Genomic DNA, 23,081 nt, shown 5'->3' with positions numbered 1-23,081 from the left:
CGGTGTCAAGCCGGGCGCGGCCGGCCCTCACTCGATCACGATGCGGGGCGCGGCCCGGGTGGCGGCCCCGCCGGTGACCCGCTCCCAAACCCGGTCGGCGATGGCCAGATAGGCGCGGGCATGCGGCCCGTCCGGATCGGTCGCGACCACCGGGCGGCCCTCGTCCGAGGTGGCCCGAATGGCCATGTCGAGCGGCACCTCGCCAAGAAACGGCACGCCCGCCTTCTCGGCCTCGGCCCGGGCACCCCCATGGCCGAAGATGTGCGAGACGTGGCCGCAATTCGGGCAGCTGAACGAGGCCATGTTCTCGACCACGCCCAGGATCGGAACCTCGACCTTGCGGAACATGGCGATGCCGCGCCGGGCATCGATCAGGGCGAGGTCCTGCGGTGTGGACACGATCACGGCACCGGCGAGCGGCACCGTCTGGGCCATGGTGAGCTGCGCGTCGCCGGTGCCAGGCGGCATGTCGACCACCAGGACGTCGAGCTCCGACCAGGCGACCTCGCGGAGCATCTGGGTGATGGCCGAGATCACCATCGGGCCGCGCCAGATCATGGCGGTCTCTTCCTCGACCAGAAAGCCGATCGACATCACCTGGACGCCGTAGCCGTCGAGCGGCTCGAGAATGCGGCCCGAGATGACCCGCGGCTTCTTGCCGCCGAGCCCGAACAGGCGCGGCGCCGATGGTCCGTAGATGTCCGCATCCATCAGCCCGACTTTGAGGCCGCGCGCCTTGAGGGCCAGGGCGAGGTTGCAGGCGAGCGTCGACTTGCCGACACCGCCCTTGCCGGACGCGACCGCGAACACATGGCGCACGCCCGGGATGGCTTGCGCGCGCGGCGGGGCGCCCGGCTGTCGCGGCGCAGCCGGGGCCGGCTTGGCGGGCGGGCGATCCGCCGTGAGGCTGACAAAGGCGGCCGTGACGCCGGGCAAGGCCTTCACGGCCTGCTCGGCCGCCTGCCGCACGGGCTCCAGCCGCGCCGCCTCGCTGGGCTCGATGGCGAGCGAGAAGCTCACTCGCCCTCCTTCGCTCAGGATCGCGGACAGGCGCCCGGTCTCCGGCAGGGCCCGCCCGTCCAGCTGGACGGCCGCCAGGGCCCGCACCACGTCGTCTGTCGAAACCGCCAAGGCGCTCTCCCGCTGTCGGGCGGATCTGTAGGGGATCGCGAGGGCTCCGTTAAGGTCACGCCTGCGCGAGATCGCCGTCCTGCCCCGTCCCGGCCGCAACCAAAGCGCCGGCCCGCCGTTCCCCGAGCCAGCGAACAGGCAGCGGCAGCCGCATCCTGCCCGAGGAGACCCGGATGGCACACGACCACACGCATCACGAGGGCGCCAAGAAACTGTACGAGCTGATCAAGGACATCCGCATCGCGATGATGACCTCGGTCGAGCCGGACGGCTCCCTGCACAGCCGCCCGATGTACAGTCACACGACGGACCCGTCCGGCGACCTTTGGTTCTTCAGCCGCGCCCGGGCCCCCAAGGTTGGCGAGCTGCGCAAGGATTCGCAGATCAACCTCGCCTATGCGGACACCTCGGCTCAGACCTACGTGTCCGTGTCCGGAACGGCCGAGATCGTGACCGACAAGGGCAAGGTGAAGGAGCTGTGGAGCGAGGGGCTGAGGACCTGGTTCCCGAACGGACCGGAGGACCCGGACATCGCGCTGATCCGCGTCCACCCGTCCGGCGGGGAATACTGGGACAGCCCGTCCCGGACCATGATGCAGCTCTACGGCTACGCCAAGGCGCGGCTCACGGGCGAGACGCCGGAGGAGCTGGCGGACCAGAAGAAGGTCAGCCTCAAAGCCTGACCGGCGGCTCCTAGCGGCCGCCAGGAGCGCCCCGCCGGCTCTCCCGGCCGGCGGCCGCAACCTCTCGTCGAGGCCGGGCCCCGGATGGAGCCCGACACGCGCGGTGACGGCGCGCCGGAAATGGGGCAAGGTCCCGCTCGGTTCGGGCACGGGCGCGGAGCCGGCGGAGCGTACAGAGCAGCGATGGTCGACATCGCCACGCGGGTCTACAATCACAGCTGGAAGATCGACCCGATCGTCCGCTCGGTTCTCGACACCGATTTCTACAAGCTCCTGATGGGCCAGACGATCTATCGCCGCCATCGCGGCGTGGACGTCACCTTCGGCGTGGTGAACCGGACGCACCGCGTGCGGCTGGCCGACATTATCGACCTCGGGGAGCTGCGCGAGCAGCTCGACCATGTCCGGACGCTGCGGCTGTCGCGCGGCGAATCCACCTGGCTGCGGGGCAACACCTTCTACGGCAAGCGGCAGATGTTCTCGGCCGATTTCGTGGGCTGGCTGGAAGGCTTCCGCTTCCCCGAATACGAGCTGCGCGAGGTCGACGGCCAGTACGAGCTCACCTTCCACGGTCCCTGGATCGAGACCACGATGTGGGAGATCCCGGCCCTCGCCATCCTGAACGAGCTGCGCTCGCGCGGCGTAACGCGCGGCATGGGCAAGTTCGAACTCGAAGTTCTGTACGCCCGCGGCATGTCGCGGGTTTGGGAGAAGATCGAGCGGCTGCAGCGGCTGCCCGGGCTGTCCATTTCCGATTTCGGCACGCGCCGCCGGCACGGCTTCCTGTGGCAGGATTGGTGCGTGCAGGCCATGCAGGAGGGACTGGGCGACGCCTTTCTGGGCACGTCCAACTGCCTCATCGCGCTGCGCCGCGAGGTGGAGGCGATCGGCACCAACGCGCACGAATTGCCCATGGTCTACACCGCGCTCGCCGGGGACGAGCAGGACATGCTGGAGGCTCCCTACCGGGTGCTGTCGGACTGGCAGGAGGATTACCAGGGCAATCTCCTGGTGGTGCTTCCCGACACTTACGGAACCACGCGTTTCCTGGCCCATGCGCCGGACTGGGTCTCCGGCTGGACCGGCATCCGCATCGATTCCAAGGACCCGATCGAAGGCGGCGAGGAAGCCTGCCGGTTCTGGCTCTCGCGCGGCGAGGACCCGCGCGAAAAACTGACCATCTTCTCCGATGGGCTCGACATCGAGATGATCGAGCGGGTGCACGCCCATTTTGCAGGCCGCATGCGGATCGGCTTCGGCTGGGGCACGCTCCTGACGAATGACTTCCGGGGCCTCGCCCCGGGCGGGCTGCTCGATCCGATCTCGGTCGTCTGCAAAGTCATCTCCGCGGACGGCCGCCCGACCGTGAAGCTGTCCGACAACCCGACCAAGGCGACCGGTCCTCGGCGCGAGGTCGAACGCTATCAACGCGTGTTCGACCTGGACGCGCGCGTGCCCCAACCGGTTCTGGTGTGAGGCGGCATTCCGCGCGCCTCGCCCTGCTCGGCCTCGGCGCGCTCGTGGCCCTGCCGGCTTCGGCCCAGCCCGAACCGAGCGTCCGGGCGCGTTGCGGGGACCTCCGGGAGGCGTTGGCGGGGCTGCCGCCGCCCTCCGGCGAGGCCTACATGACCATCCAGGTCGAAGGCGAGGTCTCGGCCGCCACGAGCGGCGAGGCCCTGGTCTTCATGGTGATCTGCCGCCCGCCGGACCCGCAGGTCGCCTGCATCACCTACACGACCGAGGGCCGCGGGCCGGGCGACCGCATCGTGGTGGCGGGCGCCTACACGCCGGGCGATCCCAACCGCATCGTGCTGGACCCTTGCATCCATTTCGCGGCGGAGCCAACGAAGTAGCACTGCCACGCTTGGGAGGACGTCATGCAGGTCGACATCAATTGCGACATGGGCGAGGGCTACGGCCGTTGGACCCTCGGCGACGACGCCGCGATGATGGAGGTCATCACCTCGGCCAACGTGGCCTGCGGCTTCCATGGCGGCGACCCGAACATCATGGTCGAGACCGCCCGGATGGCGAAGGAAAAGGGCGTCTCGGTCGGCGCCCATCCGGGCTTCAACGATCTCTGGGGCTTCGGCCGGCGCGTGATCCGGGGGGACACCATGGCCGAGATCGAGCGCATGATCGCCTACCAGATCGGCGCCATGCAGGCCTGCGCCTCGCTGGCCGGGCACAAGGTCACCCACGTCAAGGCGCACGGCGCGCTCGGCAACGTCACGAACGAGGAGGAGGATTTCGCCCTCGCCCTCGGCCGCGCCATCAAGGCCGTGGACCCGTCGCTGATCTACGTCACCATGCCGGGGCTGCCGACGGAGCGGGTGGCCGACAAGCTCGGCCTCGCGGCCGCGGCCGAAGTGTTCGCCGACCGCACCTATGAGGATGACGGCCAGCTCATGTCCCGCAAAAAGCCGGGCTCGGTGCTGCACGACGCCGACGAGGCCGCCCGGCGCGTCCTGGCCATGGTGCGCGACCAGACGATCACCAGCGCGTCCGGCAAGCGCATTCCGGCCCGCATCGACACCATCTGCGTCCATGGCGACGGCGCCACGGCGGTCGCCATGGCCCGTCGCGTCCGCGAGGTGCTGGAGGCGGACGGGGTGGCGATCCGGCCCTTCGGGCGTCGCTGACGCTCAGGTCGCCGGCAGCCCCGCTTCGGCGGCGTCGACGAAGCTGCCGTCGATATAGGTCTCGGCCCGCAGCGCGGCGCGCCCAGGCAACGCCCGGATCAGGGCGCTGACCTCGATCAGGGTTTGGACGGCCGCCACGCCGGCCCGGCCGTCCAGCGGGAAGATGCCGCCCGCCACCATCTCGTCCCAGGCGATGTCGGCCTCGTCGGCCGACAGCGAAGCCTCCCGGGCCGCGACGGCGCGCGACTCCTCGCGGTGAGCCAGCAGCCAGCGATGCGCCTCGATCCAGGCGCGCAGGAAGGCGACCACGGCTGGCCGGTTCACCTGCGCCCAGCCCCGCTCCACGTTGACGGAGGTGAACTGGAAATCGGGGAAGAGGTCGCGCGGCGAGCCGAGGTCGGAGAAGCCCGCCGCGGCCGCGATGCGGTTCATCGGGGCGCCCTGCAGGCCGGCATCGATCTCCCCGCTCTGCAGCAGGCGCCAGCGGGCCAGGATCGGCCCGACCGGCAGCAGCCTGTAGTCCTGCGGATGGTGCAGCCCGTGCTCGGCCAGCATCCGCATCACCAGCGACGAGGACCCGGCTTCCACGGAGGACACGCCGATGCGGGCGCCCTTCAGCTCCGCGATGCTCCGGATTCCGGGGCGGGCCATCAGCGAGAAGGGCAGACGATTCACGTTGCCACCCACAATGACGAGGCTGCCGCCCCGCTCACATTCCAGGATGACGTTCTCGGTGACGCCGAGATCGATCTGGAGATCACCGGCCGCGAGACGGCCCGTCACCTCGTCGATGGCCTCGATCAGGTGCAGCTCCACGTCGAGCCCGTGCCGGGCAAAGAGCCCCCGGTCCTGCGCCACCCAGAGCGGCATGTTGAAATAGTTGCGGGACACCGCCCCGACCCGGATCTTCATCGGCTCCCTCCCCTGCCTTTCGGGCCTCGTAACAGGTTCCGGGCCCGCCAGGATGCGGAGCTTTCCCGGCCGCGCGCCAGTCGCTACGCTCCGGCCGAACTGCCGGAGGGACGATGACCCGCCTTCGCCTGCTGCTCGCCGTGACGCTGGCGTCCGTGCTGGTCCAGCTCGGTCCCACTGCCGCCCAGACCATCCGGGTCGGTTCCAAGAACTTCACCGAGCAGTTCATCGTGGCCGAGCTCTACGCGGGCGCGCTGGAGGCGGCCGGGTTCAAGGTGGACCGCAAGATCAATCTCGGGGCGACGCTGGTGGCGCACGAGGCAGTCCGGACGGGCGCGATCGACCTCTACCCGGAATATACCGGCACGGGCCTGCTCGCCGTCATGAAGGCCGAGAACGACACGGACGCGGCGCGCGTGTTCGAGAAGGTGAAGCGCCATTACGAGAAGGCCTTCAACCTGACTTGGCTGCCCCCGTCCCGGGTCAACAACGGCAACGCCATCGTGGTCCGGCCCGACACCGCGGCCGAGCACCGGTTGAAGACCCTGTCCGACCTCGCGGCGGCTGCGCCCAAGCTCCGGCTCGCCGGCGGATCCGAGTTCTTCGACCGCTACGACGGGGTGCCGGGTCTCAAGGCGGTGTACGGCATCCAGTTCGGCGAGAGCCGCCAATTCGCCGCCCTGCGGCTGCGCTACGACGCCCTGACCAGCCGCCAGGCCGAGGTCACCAACGGCTTTTCGACCGACTGGCAGATCGCGGCCGGCAAGTTCGTCGTCTTGGACGACGACAAACACCTCTTCCCGCCCTACTTCCTGGCGCCGGTGGTGCGGCCGGAGATCGCCGCCAACCCGGCCGCCACTGCGGCGCTCGCCCGGGTGAACGCGCTGATCGACAACGCCACCATGCAGGAACTGAACCGGCAGGTGGAGGTCGACAAGCGCGAGCCGCGACGGGTCGCGGCCGAGTTCCTGACCGCCCACGGCGTAACCCGATAGCTTGACGTGGTTTGGGCCATCGAGAACGGCGACGTGCTGCTCGAGGCCACCCTCCAGCACCTCGCCCTGGTCGGGCAGGCGCTCGCCATCTCGCTCGCCATCGCGCTCCCTCTCGGCATCTTGGCCGCCCGGCGGCCACGGCTGCACGGGGTCGTCATGGCCCTGGCCGGCGCGCTGTACACCGTGCCGGCGCTGGCCCTCTTCGCGCTGCTCGTGCCGCTGATGGGGCTCGGGCAGGGCCCGGCCCTGGTCGCGATCGTGAGCTATTCCCTCCTGGTCCTGACCCGCAACGTTGCGGTCGCCCTCCGGGAGGTTCCGGCCGACATCCTGGACGCGGCCGACGGCATGGGTTTCAGCCGCGGCCGCAGGCTGCTGCGGGTCGAACTGCCGCTCGCCGCGCCCGTGATCCTGGCCGGGATCCGGCTCACGGCCGTGCTGCAGATCTCCGTCGCCACGGTGGCGGCCTTTATCGGTGCCGGCGGGCTCGGCGACCTGATCTTCCAGGGCATCACGCAGGACCACGGCGACAAGGTCGTGGCCGGCGCCGTCGCGGCCTCGCTGCTGGCCGTCGCGGCGGACGAGTCCTTGCGCCGCCTGGAGACGCGCCTCCGCCTCGCGACCGGGCTGGCCGGCTGATGCTCGATCTCGTGGCCTGGCTGCGCGCCCATCCGGACCTCCTGCTGCGGACGGGGGGCGAGCATGCCCTGCTCAGCGGCCTCTCGCTCCTGATCGCCGCCGGCATCGGCCTGCCGCTCGGCATCGCGCTCACGCGGCAGCCGCGCCTCGCCGGCCCCGTGGTGGCCCTGGTGAACACGCTGCGGACGATCCCGAGCCTCGCGCTCCTGGTGATCATGCTGCCGCTGCTCGGCACCGGCACGGCCCCGTCCGTCGTGGCGCTCGTCCTGTACGGGCTGCCGGCGGTGCTGCTCAACACCATGGCGGGGCTTGGCGGCGTGCCGTCCGACATCGTCGACGCCGCCCGCGGCCAGGGCCTGGCGCCGGCTCAGGTGCTGGCCCGGGTCGAGCTGCCGCTGGCCGCGCCGGTGATCCTGGCCGGCCTGCGCAGCGCCGCCGTCCAAATCGTGGCCGCCGCGACCCTCGCCGTGTTCATCGGCGGCGGCGGCTTCGGCGAGCTGATCTCGGCCGGGATGGGGCTGCTCGACACCCCCCAGCTCGTCGCGGGCGCGCTGGCCGTCGCCGCCATGGCCGGCGCAGCGGAGCTCGGCTTCGGCTGGGCCGAGCGGATGGCCACCCGCCGGCTTGGACCCACCGCCCCGTGATCCGGCTCGAAGGCGTCGGCAAGCACTATCCGGGCGCCGCCCGGCCGGCGGTGGACGGCATCGACCTCCTGATCGAGGAAGGCCGCACCTGCGCGCTGATCGGCCCGTCGGGCTGCGGCAAGACCACCACCCTTCGGATGGTGAACCGGCTGATCGAGCCGAGCTCCGGCCGGATCGTGGTGGCGGGCCGGGACGTCACGGCGGCCGATCCGGTCAAGCTGCGGCGCGGCATCGGCTACGTGATCCAGGGCACCGGCCTGTTTCCGCATCTCAGCGTCGCCGGCAACGTCGCCACCGTGCCGCGGCTGCTCGGCTGGGACCGGGCCCGGATCGCCGCCCGGGTGGACGCCATGCTCGGGCTGGTCGGGCTCGATCCCGCCCTGTTCCGGGACCGGCGGCCCGCCAGCCTGTCCGGCGGCCAGCGCCAGAGGGTGGGCGTCGCCCGGGCGCTCGCGGCCGATCCGCCTGTGCTGCTGATGGACGAGCCCTTCGCCGCCGTGGACCCGCTGGAACGGGGGCGGCTGCAGCGGGAGATCACGGAGATCCTGCGCCGTCTGCGCAAGACCGTGATCCTCGTCACCCACGACCTCGACGAGGCGATCCGCATGGGCGACACCGTGGCGGTGATGCGCGACGGGCGTCTCGTGCAGCACGACCGGCCCGACCAGGTGCTGGCCGCGCCGGCCGACGCCTTCGTGGCCGAGTTCCTGGGCTCCGACCGCGCGCTCAGGCGCCTCACGCTTCTGACCGCCGCAGCGGCGTGCCGGTCCGGCGAACGCCCGCCGGAGGGAGCCCCGGAGGTGCCGGCGGAGGCGAGCCTCCAGGTCGCACTTTCGATCCTGCTCGGCTCGGGCGCCGAGGCGCTCGCCGTGGTCGACGGCGGCCCGCGGCCGGTCGGCACCCTGTCGCTCGCGGCGATCAGAGCCTTGGCGGCGGGCCTGCCCGACCCGTCAGGCGCGGTTGCCCGGTCCCCACCCCTCGTGTAAGGCCACCCCACGCGCAGCGGGTCACCCCGGGGCTACCCTGCGGCTGCCCGCGATAATCCATCAGCATGGAGACACGGGGATCATGTCCTCAACCTTCGAGACCGTTGCGGGCATCATCTCCGAGACCGCGGACATCCCGCGCGACAAGATCACGCTCGACAGCCACGCCATCGACGACCTCGGGATCGATTCCCTGGCCTTTCTCGACATCGCCTTCGCGGTCGACAAGGCGTTCGGCATCAAGCTGCCGCTCGAGAAGTGGACGCAGGAGGTGAACGAGGGGAAGGTTCCGGCCGAGGAGTATTTCGTGCTGAAGAACCTGGTGGCCCGGATCGACGCCCTGGTGGCGGCGAAAGGGGCCTGAAACCCACCCCCGCGAGGCGGGGGCGGCCATGCGCCTCGAATATTTCGAGATGATCGACCGCGTCGTCGAGATCGACCGCACGGTCGGCACGATCTTGGTGCGCTCGACCGTGCCGCAGGCCAGCCCTGTCTTTGAGGGCCACTTTCCCGGCCGGCCGCTGGTTCCCGGGGTGCTCCTGACCGAGACCATGGCGCAAGCCTCGGGCTATCTGCTGCTGGCCATGCGCGAGTTCAGCCGCATGCCGTTTCTGATGGGTGTTGATCGGGCCCGCTTCCGGGATTTCGTGGAACCGGGCGCCGAACTCGAAATCTCGGCCGAGCTCGAGCACGAAGGATCGGGCTACGCCGTGACCAAGTCGCGCATCGTCGCCGGATCAAAGCGCATCGCGGATGCCGAATTGCGCTTCCGCATCCTCCCCTTCCCGGCCGAACTCGACCACCTGATGCGCGCCCGAGCCGGCGCGATCGGTCTCGCCGTCGGACCAGCCTGATGCGCCGGCGCGTGGTGGTGACCGGCACCGGCATCGTGTCGGGCCAGGGCGAGGGCGTCGCGGCGCATCTCGAGGCGCTGGCCGCCGGCCGGACGGCTCCGGTCGGGCAGGAGCGCCATTCGGGCTATCCGGTCCATCCCGTCGTGCCGCTGGAATGGGACCGGCAGATCCCGAAGAAGTCCGACCAGCGTCAGATGGAACCCTGGCAGCGGCTCGGCTGCTACGCGGCCGGGCTGGCGCTCGAAGCCGCGGGGCTCAAGGACGACCCCGCCCTCAAGGCACGCATGCAGCTCATCGTGGCGGCGGGGGGCGGCGAGCGCGACTACGAGGTTGATTCGCAGATCCTCACCGGTCTGCGGGATGCGGCTTCGCCGGGCGCCTATCTGAACGAACACCTGATGAGCGATCTGCGGCCGACGCTCTTTCTGGCGCAGCTGTCGAACCTGCTCGCCGGCAACATCGCGATCGTGCACGGGATCACCGGCGCGTCCCGCACCTTCATGGGCGAGGAGCAGGCCGGGATCGACGCCCTGCGCATCGCCGAAGCGCGAATCGCCGCCGGCCAGGCCGAGATCATGCTAGTCGGCTCGTCCTACAACGCCGAGCGGCCGGACGTGATGCTGACCTACGAGTTGGGCGGCTTCTACTGGAACAAGCCCTTCCGGCCTGTCCGCGACCGGGCGGCGGAGGGCGGCGGCTTTGTTCTCGGCTCCGGAGCGGCCTTTCTGGTGCTGGAATCGGAGCAGCATGCCGAGAGCCGCGGCGCCGAGGCCCGGGCCATGCTGGCCCCCGTCGCGGCCGTCCGGACCCGGCGCGGGCCAGGCAGCGTCGAGGCGGCCGTGGAGCTGTGCTGGCGCGACCTCGGCACCCCCTCGCCGGACGTGGTGCTCAGCGCCGCCACGGGCGTCGCTCCGGCGACGACCGAGGAGCATGCCGCCCTCGCCCGGCTCGCGCCCGCCGCTCGCGTGTACGATCTCGGCGACCTAATGGGTCACCTCATGGAAGCGCCCGGCCCCGCAGGCGCGGTCATTGCCACGGGCCTGGTCGCGGCGGGCACCGCTCGCGATGTGGTAACGTCCTGCGTAGGACATCGCCGCGGCGAAGGCATGGTGCGGGTCGCGGCCGCGCGCTAAACGGGGCCATGACGCAAGCGAGCATGAAGGACGGGCGAGGCCGTCCCCTGGTGGCGGTCACGGGCTTGGGGCTCGTCACCTCCCTGGGACAGGGCGCGGAGGACAACTGGGCCGCGCTCACCGCCGGCCGCTCCGGCATCCACGAGATCCGTCGCTTTCCGGTGGACGGCCTGCGCACGCGGGTCGCCGCGACGGTCGATTTCGTCCCGGCCGAGCCGCTCTGCGCGCCGGTCCTGTCCGAGCGCTTCGCCGAACTCGCAGCCGACGAGGCCGTGGCGCAATCGGGCATCGGCCGGCCGGGCGATTTTCCGGGCGCGCTGTTCATCGCCGTGCCGCCGGTGGAGCTCGACTGGCCGCAGCGCCGCGCGCTGGCGGAGGCTTCGGGCGCGACCGAGGCCGTGACCTATCGCGACCTGCTGGCCTCCGCCGCGACCGGCCGCTTCGGCGAGTTCCACGAGCTGTTCCTGTTCGGCACCGTGGCCGAGCGGCTGGCCGAGCGCTTCGGCACCCGCGGCTCACCGATCTCGCTCTCCACCGCCTGCTCCTCCGGCGCGACGGCCATCCAGCTCGGCGCCGAGGCCATCCGGCGCGGCGAGACCCAGGCGGCCCTGTGCATCGGCACGGATGGGTCGGTGAACCCGGAATCGCTGATCCGCTTCTCGCTCCTGTCCGCTCTCTCCACACAGAACGACCCGCCGGAAGCGGCCGCGAAGCCCTTTGCCAAGAACCGGGACGGGTTCGTGATGGGGGAAGGTGCGGGCGCCCTGGTGCTCGAGAACGCCGACCATGCCCGGGCTCGTGGCGCCACCATCCTGGGCTACCTGCTCGGCTGCGGCGAGAAGGGCGACGGCTTCCACCGAACCCGGTCGAGCCCGGACGGCGCGCCCATCGTGGCCGCGATCCGGGACGCGCTTGCCGATGCGGAACTCAGCCCGGAGGACGTGGATTACGTGAACGCCCACGGCACCGGAACGCCCGAGAACGACAAGATGGAAGCCCTGGGCCTCACGGCCGTGATCGGCGAACGCATGAAGAGCGTCCCGATCTCGTCCAACAAGTCGATGATCGGCCACACGCTCACGGCCGCGGGGGCCGTGGAGGCCGCGATCTCGCTGCTGACCATCCGCAACGGCCGCCTGCCGCCGACCATCAACTACGCGGTGCCCGACCCGGCGATCCCGCTCGACGTGGTGCCGAACGAGGCCCGCGACGCCTCCGTCTCTGTCGTGCTGTCGAACTCCTTCGGCTTCGGCGGCCAGAACACCTGCCTGGTCCTGGCGGCCGAGCCCCGATGAGAAAACGTGTCCTCGTGACCGGCGGTGGCCGGGGTGTCGGCGCCGCGACCGTGACGGCGCTCGCCACATCCGGCTTCGACGTCGACTTCACCTTCCGCAATTCCGCCGACGAAGCCGCGGCGCTGGTTGCGGCGCTGAAGGAGAGCGCGCCGGAGGCGACCGTCACGTCTCGCCGGCTGGACCTCGCCGACCGCGGCTCGCTGGAGATCTTCGCGGACGCGATCGAGCAGGAAGGGTTCTACGGCCTCGTCCACAATGCCGGCCAAGCCTACGACGTGCTGGCCGCGATGATGGCGCAGGACAAGGCCGAGACCGTGATGCAGGTGAACTTCTGGTCCCTGACGCGCCTCGCCAAGGCCGCCCTGCGGGGCATGATCCGGGCGCGCTCCGGCCGCATCTGCGTGATCGGCTCCGTGGCGGCCCTCCAGGGTAGCCCCGGCAACGCCGCCTACGCGGCCTCGAAGGGCGCCCTGCTGTCCTATTGCCGCACCCTCGCCGTCGAGAGCGCCAAGCGCGGCATCACCGTGAACTACGTCGCGCCGGGCTTCATCGACACGGACATGATGGCGCCCTACGCGGCGTTCCGGACCCAAATGGAGACGCAGATCCCGGCGGGCCGTTTCGCAACGCCGGCCGAGGTCGCGGGTCTCGTCGCATTCCTGCTCGGCCCGTCCGCCGCCTACATCACGGGCGCCGTGCTGCCGGTCGATGGCGGCATGCTGGCGATGACCGGGGTGCACCGGTAGACGGGCGTGCAGCTCCCTACCGGGCCTTCGGCTGCCCCGACGCCACGTCGAGCACGGACCCGTCAGCGAGGTTGATCCGGTAGATCTCGCGGCTGACATTGCCCGTGAAGCCGAGTTCCACGATGGACACCGTCCTCACGGACAGGGGCAGGCCGGCCGGCAGGATCTGGTTGAACTCCTCGGCGGTCTTGTCCATGGCGGGCTTGGAGGGTGCGAAGGGCGCCATGCTGTAGACGAGCGTCAGGTGCGGGTTGTGGGAGCGCAGCTCCTTGCCGTCCTTGACCACGTTGACGCCGCTCACGCCCATGGTTTGCACGAGCGACTTCGCGGCGTCGCCCATCTTCGCGTAGACGGGCCCGGTGACGCGCGGCAGCGGGCCGTCGCGCAGGGGCGCCAAAGCCGCCGTCACCTCCGTGTTGTAGCTCATCATGGTCTCGTATCCCGGCCCGGTCTTCTCGATGCCGAGATCGAGCCACCACGGGTGACCCGCCCCGGTGGCGGCCTCGGTCGTGTAGAAACGCTTGAGAACGGTCTCAAACGGCGCCGGCGGCTTGGGCAAGGCGGCCAGCATCTTGTCCGGCGTGGTCGAGTCGGAATTGTGGATATGAACCACGGTGACGTGGGCGATGTTGGTGCGCACGGCTTCGGTCAGCAGCCCGAGCCCGAGAAGCTTTTCCCGGAGCGGCGCGGTGACCGTGCGGCCGAGCGCGTCGTTGACGTCCGCCGGCATCGTGTAGACCACGCCGAACGTGCGGACGTGCTCCCGGAACTCCGGCTTGGCGAGCGCCGAGTTGTCGATCTCGGCCCATCCTGGCCCGGCACCCAGGCCGGTCGTCAGGGCGAGGATCGAGACGAACTTTGCGAGTTGGCTCCGGAATCGGGTCATCATCTCACTCCAGCTCAGGCAGGATCGCCCTGGCCCCTCAAGCTTGACCATGGAACGGGCCGCGAAGCGAGGATCGTGCCGGATTCGGCGGGCCCAACCAAAAAGCTCGACCTCATGGCCGAACCGCACCCTCTTGCGCTAAGGCGACATTCCGACCCGCGGCCAGCCCGGACCGATCAGGTGACATGAAAGCCCTCCAGCTCTTCGGCGACCGCGACCTCCGACTGGTGGAACTCGACCCGCCGCCCCCGCCCGGTCCGGGCGAGGTCCGCATTCGCGTCCGGGCGGTCGGCCTGAATCACATTGACGTGTGGGGCTTCCGGGGCATGGCCTTCGTGCGCCGCAAGCTGCCGGTGGTGGTCGGGGCCGAGGCCTCCGGCGAGATCGAGTCGGTCGGCGAGGGCGTCGAGACCCTGCGGGCGGGCCAGCCCGTGGTCATGTACGGCGCCATCACCTGCGGCCATTGCCGCGCCTGCCGGGAGGGGCGCGACAACCTGTGCGAGAACGTCTCCGGCATCATGGGCTTCCACCTCGACGGGTTTTCGCGCGAGCTGGTCACCATGCCGGCCCGGCTGGTCATGCCGATCCCCGAAGGCGTGTCCTTCGAGCAGGCCGCCTGCGCACCGATCGCCTTCGGCACCGTGCAGCACATGCTGTTCGACAATGCCCGGCTCGAACCCGGCGAGAGCGTGCTGGTTCAGGCCGGCGGCTCCGGCATCGGCACCGCCGCAATCCAGATGGCGAAGGCCATTGGCTGCGAGGTCTATGCGACCGTCGGGGACGACGAGAAGGGCGAAAAGGCGAAGGCCCTCGGCGCCGATCACGTGGTGAATTACCGGACGGAGCGCTTCGAGGGCGAGGTGCGCCGGCTGACCAAGCGCAAGGGCGTCGACGTGGTCTTCGAGCATGTCGGGGCGGAGACCTGGAACGGCTCCCTCCTGTGCCTGAAGCGCGGCGGGCGCCTGGTCACCTGCGGCTCGACCTCCGGCGTTTCGACCACCATGAACCTGATGCAGCTGTTCCAGCAGCAATACCGCATCACCGGCTCCTTCGGCTGCCGGATGGAAAACATCACCCAGTCGCTGGCCAAGATGGCGGGCGGCATGGCGCCGGTGATCGACACCGTCTTGCCGCTTGCCGAATTTTCGCGCGGGCTCGAAAAGCTGGAAACCCGGCGCGTGTTCGGGAAGGTGATCGCCACCCTTTAGCGGATGCGGCGCCGAGGCCGCGGCACACAGGAGCAGTCCATGGTTCCGAGCCCGTTCAGCCCCCTCGTCAGCGTCGGCGACCTGGCCTCAGCTTTGGGCCAGCACGCAACGCTGGTGCTCGACATCCGCTCGGCGGTGGACGGCGGCGGCCGGGCCGCCTTCGAGGCGGGGCACATTCCCGGGGCCGTGCACACCGATTACGTCCAGGACGGCTGGCGAGCCACCCGCGGCGGCGGCGCCGGCATGCTGCCCGAGCCCGAGGCGCTGTCGGCGCTGTTCGGCCGGATCGGCATCGAGCCCGGGACGCATGTGGTGGTGGCGCCGGCGGGCGTGTCGTCCGGGGATTTCAGCGCGGCGGCGCGGGTCTACTGGACGCTGAAGACCGCCGGGCACACGGCCGTCTCGCTTCTGGACGGCGGCACCGCGGCCTGGGCGGCCGCGGGCCAGCCGCTGGAGACGGGCCCGGGCGCGAGCCGCCCGGCGAACCCCTATCCGGTGCTGATCGACGCCTCGCTCCGGGCCACCGTCGATCAGGTCGAGCAGGCCGTGCGCGAAGGCTCGGCGACCCTCGTGGACACCCGCAACCTCGAGTCCTTCGAGGGCCGGGAGCAGTCGAAACAGGCGGCCCGGGCCGGCCGGATTCCCGGCTCGGTGCACCAGCCAGGCGCCCGCGCCTATGATCCGGCCACGAACCGTCTGCGGCCCAGGCCGGAGCTCGAGTCGCTGTTTGCGACCGAGCCGGGCCGGCCGGTCATCCCGTTCTGCAACACCGGCCAGCAGGCGGCCACGAACTGGTTCGTGCTGTCCGAGGTGCTCGGCCAGCCGGCCGTGCGGCTCTATGACGGCTCCATGTCGGAATGGACGGCCGACCCGGCCCGGCCCGTCGTGACGGGCGGGGCCTGACCCGGCTCAGCTCCAGCGGCTCAGGAAGGTGCGGCCCATGCGGGCATCAACGCTCCAGGGGCCCGGGCCTGCGGCCACGAAGTAGAGGAACACGAAGCTGTAGAGCGCCGCGAGCTCGCCCTGGTTGACGATCGGGAAGAAGTTTCGGTGCGCATGGAACATGAAATAGGCGAAGGCGCACATGCCCGAGGCCAGAAAGGCGACCGGCCGCGTCAGAAGTCCGATGGTCAGGAGCGCCCCGCCGACCAGTTCGATGATGCCGCCGAACCAGAGCAGCGAGCCCATTGCGGGCATGCCGCTGCCCGGCGGCACCGGGAAGCCGAGCAGTTTCTGTGTGCCGTGCTGCATGAAGAGCAGCCCGGCCATGATGCGAAGAATGCTGAGGAGGTGAGGAGCCCAGCGGCTCCCGATCTGGGCCGACACCATTGTGGGGTTCCTTCGTGAACAGGGGGCCGCCTTGCGAATCGGGGGGCCGCGACCTGCTCTTCGCCGCGCTGCGGCGGAAAAGCCAGCCCCGCCACACAGCTCTCGCCGCCCGCACGCGGCTTTGTGCCTCGCCTCGGCTGCCGTGACAGCGTATCGAGTGGGCAGGTTCACCTCCCCTGAGGCCGGCCCGCATGCAGCTCATCGCCAATCTCTCCTTCATGTTCACGGAGCGGCCCCTGCCCGAGCGGTTCGGGGCAGCCGCGAGAGCCGGGTTCGAGGGCGCAGAGGTGCAGTTCCCCTATGATCACGATCCCGTGGAGCTGCGCCGCGCAGCCGGCGAGTTGCCGATCGTTCTGATCAACCTTCCGGCCTCCGACCCCCGGGGATCCATCGGCCGGGCCACCGACGCCTCGCTGCGGACCGAGTTCCGGCAGGGTCTCGAGGACGGACTGCGCTATGCGGAGGCGCTCGGGGTCACCAAGGTCAACGTGCTGCCCGGTCCGCCCCCCGCCGGCCAGGACGCCGCCACAACCGATCAGGTGCTCGGCGACAATCTTCGACTCGCGGCCGAGCGCCTGGCCGGGATCGGCGTCGCGCTGGTGACCGAACCGATCAATCCCTGGGACGTGCCCGGGATGTGGCTGGACAGCCTCGGCAAGGCAACGGGCTTCCTGGACGGGCTCGGCGAGCCGCGGGTCAAGCTCCAGTTCGACCTGTACCACATGGCCCGGACGGAGCCGGACCTCCTCGCCGCGATCGAACGGGCCGGCCCACGCATCGGCCACGTCCAGTTCGCCGACACCGAAGGCCGCAACGAGCCCGGCACGGGCGCCATCGATTTCGAAGCAGCCTTCGCGGCGCTCCGGCGCACAGGCTACGACGGCGCGGTCGCGGCCGAATACCGGCCCGCCGGCCGGACGGAGGACGGCCTCGGCTGGATGGCACGCGTGCCCGCTTGGTTCGGCCGGACCTGACAGGCGGCCGGCCCCCGGCAGTTAACGCTTAACCCTCTGCGCCGACTGGCTAATCGGGCCGGGCGAAAGCCCCCGATTCACGCCCCGTCAGCCATTTTCCCCAACCTCTTCGTGAGGGATCGGGGCCAGTGTCCCGCCTCAAGGGTCAGCCAAGAGGGCCTCGGGGCATGAGCATCGGACAGAGTGGTCGGGCGGCCGGCATCGGGCTGGCCCAGGCAAGCCGTTTGGCGCTGGTGATCGCGGTCGCGGCCGCCTCGCTGGTCGCGGCCTCCAGGGTTTCGGCCCGGGAGGTGGTGGGGTTCGGCGAAGGCTACGCACCCGGCACCATCGTGGTGCGGGCGTCCACGCGCAGCCTGTATCTGGTGGGTCACGGCGGCACGGCCATTCGCTACCCGGTCGCGGTGGGCCGCCCCGGCAAGCAGTGGTTCGGCTGGGCGGCTGTGGACGGCAAATACGTCAACCCGGCCTGGTCACCCCCGGCCGAGGTGAAGCGCGACAACCCGCGCCTGCCGAACGTGATTGCGGGCGGCTCGCCGGCCAACCCGATGGGTCCGCGCGCCCTGACCCTCACCGGAGGCGAATACGCCATCCACGGCACCAACCGGCCGAGTTCCGTCGGGACCTTCGCGTCCTATGGCTGCATCCGGATGTACAACCACGACATCGTCGATCTGTTCGAGCGGGTGCGGGTCGGCGCGCCGGTGCTGATGACGCGCTGAGGGCTAGGCCGCCGTCCAGCCGCCGTCCACGGACAGGTTGGCGCCCGTGATCTGGGCGGCCGCGTCCGAGCACAGGAACACGGCCAGGGCCGCGACCTGCTCCACGGTCACGAACTCCTTGGTCGGCTGGGCCAGCAGCATCACGTCCTTGATGACCTGCTCCTGCGTCAGGCCGCGGGCCTTCATGGTGTCCGGGATCTGCCGCTCGACCAGCGGCGTCCAGACATAGCCGGGCGAGATGCAGTTGCAGGTGATCTTGTGCGGCGCGAGCTCGAGCGCCACCGTCTTGGTGAGCCCCGCCAGGCCGTGCTTGGCCGTGACATAGGCCGACTTGAACGGCGAAGCGACGAGCGAATGGGCCGACGCCGTGGAAACGATCCGGCCCCAGCCGCGCCGCTTCATGCCGGGCACCGCGGCCTTGATGGCGTGGAAGGCGGCCGACAGGTTGACGGCCAGGATCCGATCCCAGGTCTCGTCCGGGAAATCCTCCACGGGCGCGACGTGCTGGATGCCGGCGTTGTTGATCAGAATATCGACAGCCCCGAGGCTCTGCTCGGCCTCGGCGATCATGCGGGCGATCTCGGCGGGCTCCGCCATGTCGGCGGGGCTGTAGAGCGCCCGCACGCCAAACTCGCTCTCGATGCGGCTGCGCTCCCGCTCGATCTCCTGCGCGTCGCCGAAGCCGTTGATGAGCACGTCGGCGCCCTCGGCCGCCAGGGCTCGGGCATAGGCGAGCCCGATCCCGCTGGTGGACCCCGTGACGACGCCCGACTTGCCTCGAAGAGACATGGACAACTCGCGGCCCGAAGCTCAGGCCGCCTGCAGCAGCTTCTCGACTTCGCTGACGAGCTCGCGCAGGTGGAAGGGCTTGGACAGGACCTTGGCGTCGCGCGGCGCGCGCAGATCGGGGTTCAGCGCCACGGCCGCAAAGCCGGTGATGAACATGACCTTGATGTCGGGGTCGAGCTCCGTCGCCCGCCGGGCCAGCTCGATGCCGTCCATCTCGGGCATCACGATGTCGGTGAGCAGAAGCTCGAACGGCTCTTCGCGCAGCCGATTATAGGCCGAGGCGCCGTTGTCGTAGGATGACACGTCGTAGCCGGCATTGGCGAGCGCCTTGGCCAGAAAGCGGCGCATGTCGTTGTCGTCTTCGGCAAGCAGGATCTTCATCGCCGGGCAGGGTCCACGAGGCCGTCAGTCGTTGTTTCATAAAGGCTCGGCAGGGTAAACAAGGGGTGAACAGGCCCGAGCCGGGCGGCCGCCCCCGATAGACAGGCCGATGCCTGCCGGTCACATTACGCCATGCGCTTCCGTCCGCCAGCCCAGCAGCCCGCCCGTTGAACAGCTACGAACAGGACAGCGCCTTCGAGCCGCCTTTCGTGGTGGTCGAACCCGCACATCAGGACGCGGCCTTTGTGTTCAACGCGCCCCATGCCGGGGACGTGTATCCGGCCTCGTTCCTGGCGGCCTCCCTGCTCAATCCGGCCGCCCTGCGGCGCTCGGAGGACGCGTTCGTGGACCGGCTCTTCGCCGGCGTGGTCGCCTGCGGCGCTCCGCTGATGAGCGCCCGCTTTCCGCGCGCCTATCTGGACGTGAACCGCGAGCCCTTCGAGCTCGATCCGCGCATGTTCGATGGCCGGCTGCCGGCCTATGCGAACACTCGCTCCATGCGGGTCGCCGGCGGGCTCGGCACCATTCCGCGGGTGGTGGCCGACGGGCACGAGATCTACCGGAGCCGCATCCCGGTGGCAGCCGGGCTGCGGCGCATCGAGACGCTGTACAAGCCGTACCATCGCACCCTGCGGGCCCTGCTGGACCGCACCCTGGCGCAGTTCGGGCACGTGGTTTTGATCGACTGCCATTCCATGCCGTCCTCCAGCCAGGGCCGCGAGGACGGCAAGGCCGACATCGTCCTGGGCGACCGCTACGGCACGAGCTGCGCCGGGCTGCTGGTCGACAGGGTGGAGGCGGGGCTGCAGGATCGCGGTTACCGGGTGATCCGCAACAAGCCTTATGCGGGCGGCTTCATCACCGAGCATTACGGGGCGCCGCTGCACGGCCGCCACGCGCTTCAGGTCGAGGTCAACCGGGCGCTCTATATGGACGAGCGCAAGCTCGTGCCGCATGCCGGTTTCGGGCCGCTGGCCGAGGACCTGTCGGGCGTGTTCGCGTCGGTCATCAGCGACCTCGACCTCGGCCTCGACTGGACCCGCATCGCCGCCGAATAGGCCCACAAAGAAAAAGAGCCGCCCCGAAGGGCGGCCCAAGTCAAGGGAGGAAACGCCCAAAGTGGGCAGCAGCGCCACGAGGACGCTGCAACGCACAATATAAGCCGCATCGCACAAAACGCAAGCCGCCGCAGTCTCCGGCGGCCCGCCATCACGGGCCCTGGCGGCCCTCCGGGAGCACGCATGAGTCTGGTCGATGTGTCAGCCTTCGCCGACGAGCTCGCGACAGCGTCGGGCCGCGTCATTCTGCCCTTTTTCCGCACCGCCCTAGTGGCCGAGAACAAGGCCCTTCCGGGCAGCTTCGACCCCGTGACGGAGGCGGACCGGGCGGCCGAGCGGGTGATGCGACAGCTCATCGCAGAGCGCTATCCGGAGCACGGCATCGTGGGCGAGGAATTCGGCGCCGAGCGGAGCGAGGCCGAGCTGTGCTGGGTGCTGGATCCGATCGACGGCACGCGGGCCTTCATGTCGGGCCTGCCGCTCTGGGGCACCCTGATCGGCCTGTTGCGGTCCGGCCGGGCGGCCTACGGCATGATGCACCAGCCCTTCATCGGCGAGCGCTTCTTCGGCGACGGCACCCGGGCGGGCTACCGGGGCCCGCATGGCAGCGGCGAGCTGCGCACCCGGCCCTGCGCCAGCCTCGCCGAGGCCACGCTCTCGACCACCAGCCCGGCCATGTTCTCCGAGGCCGAGCTCGCGACCTTTCTCCGGGTGGAGAAGCAGGCCCGCCTCACCCGCTACGGCTACGATTGCTACGCCTATTGCATGCTGGCCGCCGGCCATCTCGACCTCGTGATCGAGGCGGGGCTGAAGCCCTATGACATCGTCGCGCTCACGCCCATCATCGAAGGCGCGGGAGGCGTGGTGACCACCTGGACCGGCGATCGGCCCGAGCGGGGCGGCGCCATCGTGGCAGCAGGCGATCCACGCCTTCACGCCACCGTGCTGGAGATGCTGGCGCGCTGAGGCGCAGGCGCCGGCGCTTCGGCCGAGCCCGATCCGAGGAAGCGGTCGAACGCCTCCCAGAAGACCTGGCGCAGCGCGTCGGTTTCCATCAGCACCTCGTGGCGAGCCCCCGGCACCACGACCAGGGTGCCGCGCCGCAGCTCGGCCGCGAAGCGCTCCGTGGCCTCCGTCGCGCAGACCGGGTCCGCGCCGGCCGCGACGATCAGCACCGGCATCCTGATCCGGCCCGCCATGCCGGGCGCCGCCAGCCGGTCCATGGCCGCATAGGCGGCGAGCAGCCAGCCGACGGTGGGCGCGCCGATTGCTCCCCAGCCGAGCGCGGTGGCCACGGCGGCGTTGCGGCCGTAGCGGACCGGATCGGTGCAGAGCCGGTTGCCCGGGAAGGGAAGCGTCGAGATCGAGCAGGCCGGCCCTCCCGGCACGAAGCGGGTCCGCAGGCCAAGCCGGGCCAAGGTCCAGGCCGTGGCGCGGACGAGCCGGGGTCGCCGAACGAGGCGCAAGGCCAGCATGGGGCTGGTCACGACGAGCCTGTCGAGCGGCAGCCAGCCCTCCGCCGCACCCGTCAGGGCGATGCAGCCGCCCATGGAATGGGCAAGCCCGACGACCGGGCCGGGATCGCCCCGGGCGGCGAGGTGCCTCAGCACGGCTTCGGCATCGAGCCGGAAATCCTCGAAGCGGCGGACATGCCCCCGGCGCCGGTCGGCCAGCGCCCGGTCCGACCCGCCCTGCCCGCGCCAGTCGAAGGCCGCCACCGCGAAGCCGCGCTCCCGCAACTCGCCGACGGTCTCGAAATACTTCTCGATGAACTCGGCCCGCCCCTGGAACACCAGCACGGTGCCGCGCTGCGGGCGGCCCGCGAGGCGCGGCCAGAATGCGGTCCGGAGGCGAACCCCGTCCTCCGTCACCACCCATGTCGTCTCCGACCCGGGCGGAAGCGGGTTCTCTGAGGTGTCGAGAAGCTGCATCAGGGCGCCGTCATGACCTCCGGCAGGTTCGCCGAGCGCGTGAAAATGTAGCGGACGGATCTTGAAGGACGGTTAGAGCACACCAGATCAAGCCGGTGCCGGCCAATGGTGGCGGCGCAGCGTCCGGCCGTCAGGCGGACAGCACTCTGCATGTCGCTTTTTGCGAGGATATGCCATGCGTCAGTATGATCTTGCTCCCCTGTACCGCAATACCGTCGGCTTCGACCGGCTCTTCTCGATGCTGGACCAGTTCGGCGGCGTCGAATCCGCCCCGAGCTACCCGCCCTACAACATCGAGCGGACCGGCGAGAACGCCTACCGGATCTCCGTTGCGGCAGCCGGCTTCACCGAGGCCGACCTGAACATCGAGGTCAAGGAAAACGCGCTCAGCATCAAGGGCGAGCGCAAGGCCGAGACGGGCGAGAAGAAGGCCGACATCCTCTACCAGGGCATTGCGGCCCGCAGCTTCGAGCGCCGCTTCCAGCTCGCCGACCACGTCCACGTGACGGGGGCGTCGCTGGAAAACGGGCTCCTCCATGTCGATCTCGTCCGCGAGATCCCGGAGGCCAAGAAGCCGCGCCGCATTGAGATCGGCGCCCGCGCCCCCCGGCAGACCATCGAGGCCAAGATCGCGGCCTGACCCGGCCCCGCTCCGGCCGGCGGCTTGCCCGCCGGCCCTTTTGCCGCCCCGGCTCCGCCGGGGCGTTTTCGTCTGCGGCAGCCGCCTCCGGGCTGCCTATTGGGCGCTCGGCGGCGGCACCGGCGGCGGCTCCGGCAGGTTGTCGAGCTGAGCCGTCCCGCCCGCGCCGCCGTTCATCGGCGTCACCCCCTCAATCACCCGCACCGGACGGTTTCCGCGCGGGCCCGCATCCGCGGTCGGCTTCGGCGAGGTCGCGGGCTTTTGCGCCGTTTCAGGCGCGGATGGCTTGGCCGCCGGGAGCTTGACGGCCGGGGCCGCTGGTGTCGCCGGCGCTGCGGCGGGCTTGCGCTGCTCCTCGTTGCCGGGCGCCGGCCGGCCGGCCTGCTGGCCCTCCAGCGGCTTGCGGCGCGCGGGCTTCTCGGCCTCCGGATTGCTGCCATAGGGCCGGCTCGGCTCGGTTCGGGCCGCGTCGCGCCGCTCGGAACGCTCCGGCCGACCCGCCGTGTCGG

At 70.5% G+C, this 23,081-nt stretch carries 27 protein-coding genes and 1 pseudogene; 20 read left to right on the top strand and 8 right to left on the bottom strand.

Annotated elements, in window-relative coordinates; translation table 11 throughout:
• Positions 1–27: 27 nt before the first annotated feature.
• Positions 28–1,131 carry an Mrp/NBP35 family ATP-binding protein gene (locus JWR86_RS02305; RefSeq protein ID WP_299560181.1) on the bottom strand — a complete coding sequence of 368 codons (1,104 nt, stop codon included), beginning with the start codon at positions 1,129–1,131 and terminating at the stop codon, positions 28–30.
• A 173-nt stretch (positions 1,132–1,304) separates the two neighbouring features.
• Here JWR86_RS02305 and JWR86_RS02300 point away from each other — a divergent pair, with 173 nt between their 5' ends.
• The 4 genes from JWR86_RS02300 to JWR86_RS02285 all read left to right on the top strand — a co-directional run bounded on the left by JWR86_RS02300 (position 1,305) and on the right by JWR86_RS02285 (position 4,456).
• A complete protein-coding gene (locus JWR86_RS02300) occupies positions 1,305–1,814 on the top strand; it encodes a pyridoxamine 5'-phosphate oxidase family protein (RefSeq protein WP_299560179.1) in 510 nt (169 codons plus the stop codon).
• Positions 1,815–1,997: 183 nt separating this feature from the next.
• Positions 1,998–3,290: a nicotinate phosphoribosyltransferase gene (locus JWR86_RS02295; protein WP_299560177.1), complete on the top strand. Its 1,293-nt coding sequence runs from the start codon at positions 1,998–2,000 to the stop codon at positions 3,288–3,290.
• On the top strand, positions 3,287–3,667 hold the full coding sequence (locus JWR86_RS02290) for a hypothetical protein (RefSeq protein WP_299560175.1): 381 nt from the start codon (positions 3,287–3,289) through the stop codon (positions 3,665–3,667). The genes JWR86_RS02295 and JWR86_RS02290 overlap by 4 nt, the downstream gene beginning before the upstream one ends.
• Positions 3,668–3,691: 24 nt before the next feature.
• Positions 3,692–4,456, top strand: a complete 765-nt coding sequence (locus tag JWR86_RS02285) for a 5-oxoprolinase subunit PxpA (protein ID WP_299560173.1) — start codon at positions 3,692–3,694, stop codon at positions 4,454–4,456.
• A 3-nt stretch (positions 4,457–4,459) separates the two neighbouring features.
• Here the strand turns inward: JWR86_RS02285 and JWR86_RS02280 are convergent, their stop codons facing one another.
• On the bottom strand, positions 4,460–5,368 hold the full coding sequence (locus tag JWR86_RS02280; protein ID WP_299560171.1) for an ABC transporter substrate-binding protein: 909 nt from the start codon (positions 5,366–5,368) through the stop codon (positions 4,460–4,462).
• A 113-nt stretch (positions 5,369–5,481) separates the two neighbouring features.
• On the opposite strand from JWR86_RS02280, the gene JWR86_RS02275 reads away from it, so the two are divergent.
• The 9 genes from JWR86_RS02275 to JWR86_RS02235 all read left to right on the top strand — a co-directional run bounded on the left by JWR86_RS02275 (position 5,482) and on the right by JWR86_RS02235 (position 12,657).
• Complete coding sequence (locus JWR86_RS02275; RefSeq protein WP_299560169.1) at positions 5,482–6,363, top strand: glycine betaine ABC transporter substrate-binding protein; 882 nt, start codon at positions 5,482–5,484, stop codon at positions 6,361–6,363.
• A gap of 6 nt (positions 6,364–6,369) precedes the next feature.
• Complete coding sequence (locus JWR86_RS02270) at positions 6,370–6,999, top strand: ABC transporter permease (protein WP_299560167.1); 630 nt, start codon at positions 6,370–6,372, stop codon at positions 6,997–6,999.
• The gene (locus JWR86_RS02265; RefSeq protein ID WP_299560165.1) at positions 6,999–7,643 is read left to right on the top strand and encodes an ABC transporter permease; all 645 of its coding nucleotides are present in this window, start codon (positions 6,999–7,001) and stop codon (positions 7,641–7,643) included. The genes JWR86_RS02270 and JWR86_RS02265 overlap by 1 nt, the downstream gene beginning before the upstream one ends.
• Positions 7,640–8,629 carry an ABC transporter ATP-binding protein gene (locus tag JWR86_RS02260; protein ID WP_299560163.1) on the top strand — a complete coding sequence of 330 codons (990 nt, stop codon included), beginning with the start codon at positions 7,640–7,642 and terminating at the stop codon, positions 8,627–8,629. Before JWR86_RS02265 ends, JWR86_RS02260 begins: the two co-directional genes overlap by 4 nt.
• Before the next feature lie 82 nt (positions 8,630–8,711).
• A complete protein-coding gene (locus JWR86_RS02255; protein WP_299560161.1) occupies positions 8,712–8,993 on the top strand; it encodes an acyl carrier protein in 282 nt (93 codons plus the stop codon).
• A 28-nt stretch (positions 8,994–9,021) separates the two neighbouring features.
• The gene (locus JWR86_RS02250; RefSeq protein ID WP_299560159.1) at positions 9,022–9,483 is read left to right on the top strand and encodes a 3-hydroxyacyl-ACP dehydratase FabZ family protein; all 462 of its coding nucleotides are present in this window, start codon (positions 9,022–9,024) and stop codon (positions 9,481–9,483) included.
• Positions 9,483–10,616: a beta-ketoacyl-ACP synthase gene (locus JWR86_RS02245; protein ID WP_299560157.1), complete on the top strand. Its 1,134-nt coding sequence runs from the start codon at positions 9,483–9,485 to the stop codon at positions 10,614–10,616. Before JWR86_RS02250 ends, JWR86_RS02245 begins: the two co-directional genes overlap by 1 nt.
• A gap of 8 nt (positions 10,617–10,624) precedes the next feature.
• Entirely contained in the window at positions 10,625–11,911 is a 1,287-nt protein-coding gene (locus JWR86_RS02240; RefSeq protein WP_299560155.1) for a beta-ketoacyl-ACP synthase, read from the top strand.
• Positions 11,908–12,657, top strand: a complete 750-nt coding sequence (locus JWR86_RS02235) for an SDR family oxidoreductase (protein WP_299560153.1) — start codon at positions 11,908–11,910, stop codon at positions 12,655–12,657. The genes JWR86_RS02240 and JWR86_RS02235 overlap by 4 nt, the downstream gene beginning before the upstream one ends.
• Positions 12,658–12,673: 16 nt before the next feature.
• Here JWR86_RS02235 and JWR86_RS02230 read toward each other — a convergent pair whose 3' ends face one another.
• Positions 12,674–13,543, bottom strand: coding sequence for a hypothetical protein (locus JWR86_RS02230; RefSeq protein WP_299560151.1), 870 nt, complete (start codon positions 13,541–13,543; stop codon positions 12,674–12,676).
• Positions 13,544–13,728: 185 nt separating this feature from the next.
• Here JWR86_RS02230 and JWR86_RS02225 point away from each other — a divergent pair, with 185 nt between their 5' ends.
• Both JWR86_RS02225 and JWR86_RS02220 read left to right on the top strand, forming a co-directional pair.
• Entirely contained in the window at positions 13,729–14,751 is a 1,023-nt protein-coding gene (locus tag JWR86_RS02225; RefSeq protein WP_299560149.1) for a zinc-binding dehydrogenase, read from the top strand.
• Between the two features lie 39 nt (positions 14,752–14,790).
• Positions 14,791–15,654 carry a rhodanese-like domain-containing protein gene (locus JWR86_RS02220; RefSeq protein ID WP_299560147.1) on the top strand — a complete coding sequence of 288 codons (864 nt, stop codon included), beginning with the start codon at positions 14,791–14,793 and terminating at the stop codon, positions 15,652–15,654.
• 6 nt (positions 15,655–15,660) lie between these two features.
• On the opposite strand, the gene JWR86_RS02215 is transcribed toward JWR86_RS02220, so the two are convergent.
• Positions 15,661–16,080 carry a DoxX family protein gene (locus JWR86_RS02215; protein ID WP_299560145.1) on the bottom strand — a complete coding sequence of 140 codons (420 nt, stop codon included), beginning with the start codon at positions 16,078–16,080 and terminating at the stop codon, positions 15,661–15,663.
• A 191-nt stretch (positions 16,081–16,271) separates the two neighbouring features.
• Here JWR86_RS02215 and JWR86_RS02210 point away from each other — a divergent pair, with 191 nt between their 5' ends.
• A complete protein-coding gene (locus JWR86_RS02210) occupies positions 16,272–17,054 on the top strand; it encodes a TIM barrel protein (RefSeq protein ID WP_299560143.1) in 783 nt (260 codons plus the stop codon).
• Positions 17,055–17,221: 167 nt separating this feature from the next.
• Positions 17,222–17,773 carry a L,D-transpeptidase gene (locus JWR86_RS02205; RefSeq protein ID WP_299560141.1) on the top strand — a complete coding sequence of 184 codons (552 nt, stop codon included), beginning with the start codon at positions 17,222–17,224 and terminating at the stop codon, positions 17,771–17,773.
• 3 nt (positions 17,774–17,776) lie between these two features.
• Here JWR86_RS02205 and JWR86_RS02200 read toward each other — a convergent pair whose 3' ends face one another.
• The gene (locus JWR86_RS02200; RefSeq protein ID WP_299560139.1) at positions 17,777–18,562 is read right to left on the bottom strand and encodes a 3-hydroxybutyrate dehydrogenase; all 786 of its coding nucleotides are present in this window, start codon (positions 18,560–18,562) and stop codon (positions 17,777–17,779) included.
• A 21-nt stretch (positions 18,563–18,583) separates the two neighbouring features.
• Positions 18,584–18,943 (bottom strand): cell cycle two-component system response regulator CpdR, encoded by a 360-nt coding sequence (gene cpdR, locus JWR86_RS02195; RefSeq protein ID WP_299560136.1) that lies wholly within the window; start codon positions 18,941–18,943, stop codon positions 18,584–18,586.
• Between the two features lie 167 nt (positions 18,944–19,110).
• Here cpdR and JWR86_RS02190 point away from each other — a divergent pair, with 167 nt between their 5' ends.
• Positions 19,111–20,001 carry an N-formylglutamate amidohydrolase gene (locus JWR86_RS02190; protein WP_299560116.1) on the top strand — a complete coding sequence of 297 codons (891 nt, stop codon included), beginning with the start codon at positions 19,111–19,113 and terminating at the stop codon, positions 19,999–20,001.
• A 183-nt stretch (positions 20,002–20,184) separates the two neighbouring features.
• Complete coding sequence (hisN, locus tag JWR86_RS02185; protein WP_299560113.1) at positions 20,185–20,967, top strand: histidinol-phosphatase; 783 nt, start codon at positions 20,185–20,187, stop codon at positions 20,965–20,967.
• Here hisN and JWR86_RS02180 read toward each other — a convergent pair.
• On the bottom strand, positions 20,934–21,932 hold the full coding sequence (locus JWR86_RS02180) for an alpha/beta hydrolase (protein ID WP_299560110.1): 999 nt from the start codon (positions 21,930–21,932) through the stop codon (positions 20,934–20,936). The genes hisN and JWR86_RS02180 overlap by 34 nt on opposite strands.
• A 175-nt stretch (positions 21,933–22,107) precedes the next feature.
• On the opposite strand from JWR86_RS02180, the gene JWR86_RS02175 reads away from it, so the two are divergent.
• On the top strand, positions 22,108–22,572 hold the full coding sequence (locus JWR86_RS02175; protein ID WP_299560107.1) for an Hsp20 family protein: 465 nt from the start codon (positions 22,108–22,110) through the stop codon (positions 22,570–22,572).
• Between the two features lie 96 nt (positions 22,573–22,668).
• Here the strand turns inward: JWR86_RS02175 and JWR86_RS02170 are convergent.
• Positions 22,669–23,081: pseudogene (locus JWR86_RS02170) on the bottom strand (hypothetical protein); the annotation flags it as partial.

Source organism: Enterovirga sp. (assembly GCF_028290205.1).
Taxonomy (GTDB): Bacteria; Pseudomonadota; Alphaproteobacteria; order Rhizobiales; family Beijerinckiaceae; genus Enterovirga.
This window is presented reverse-complemented; position numbering and strand designations above follow the sequence as displayed.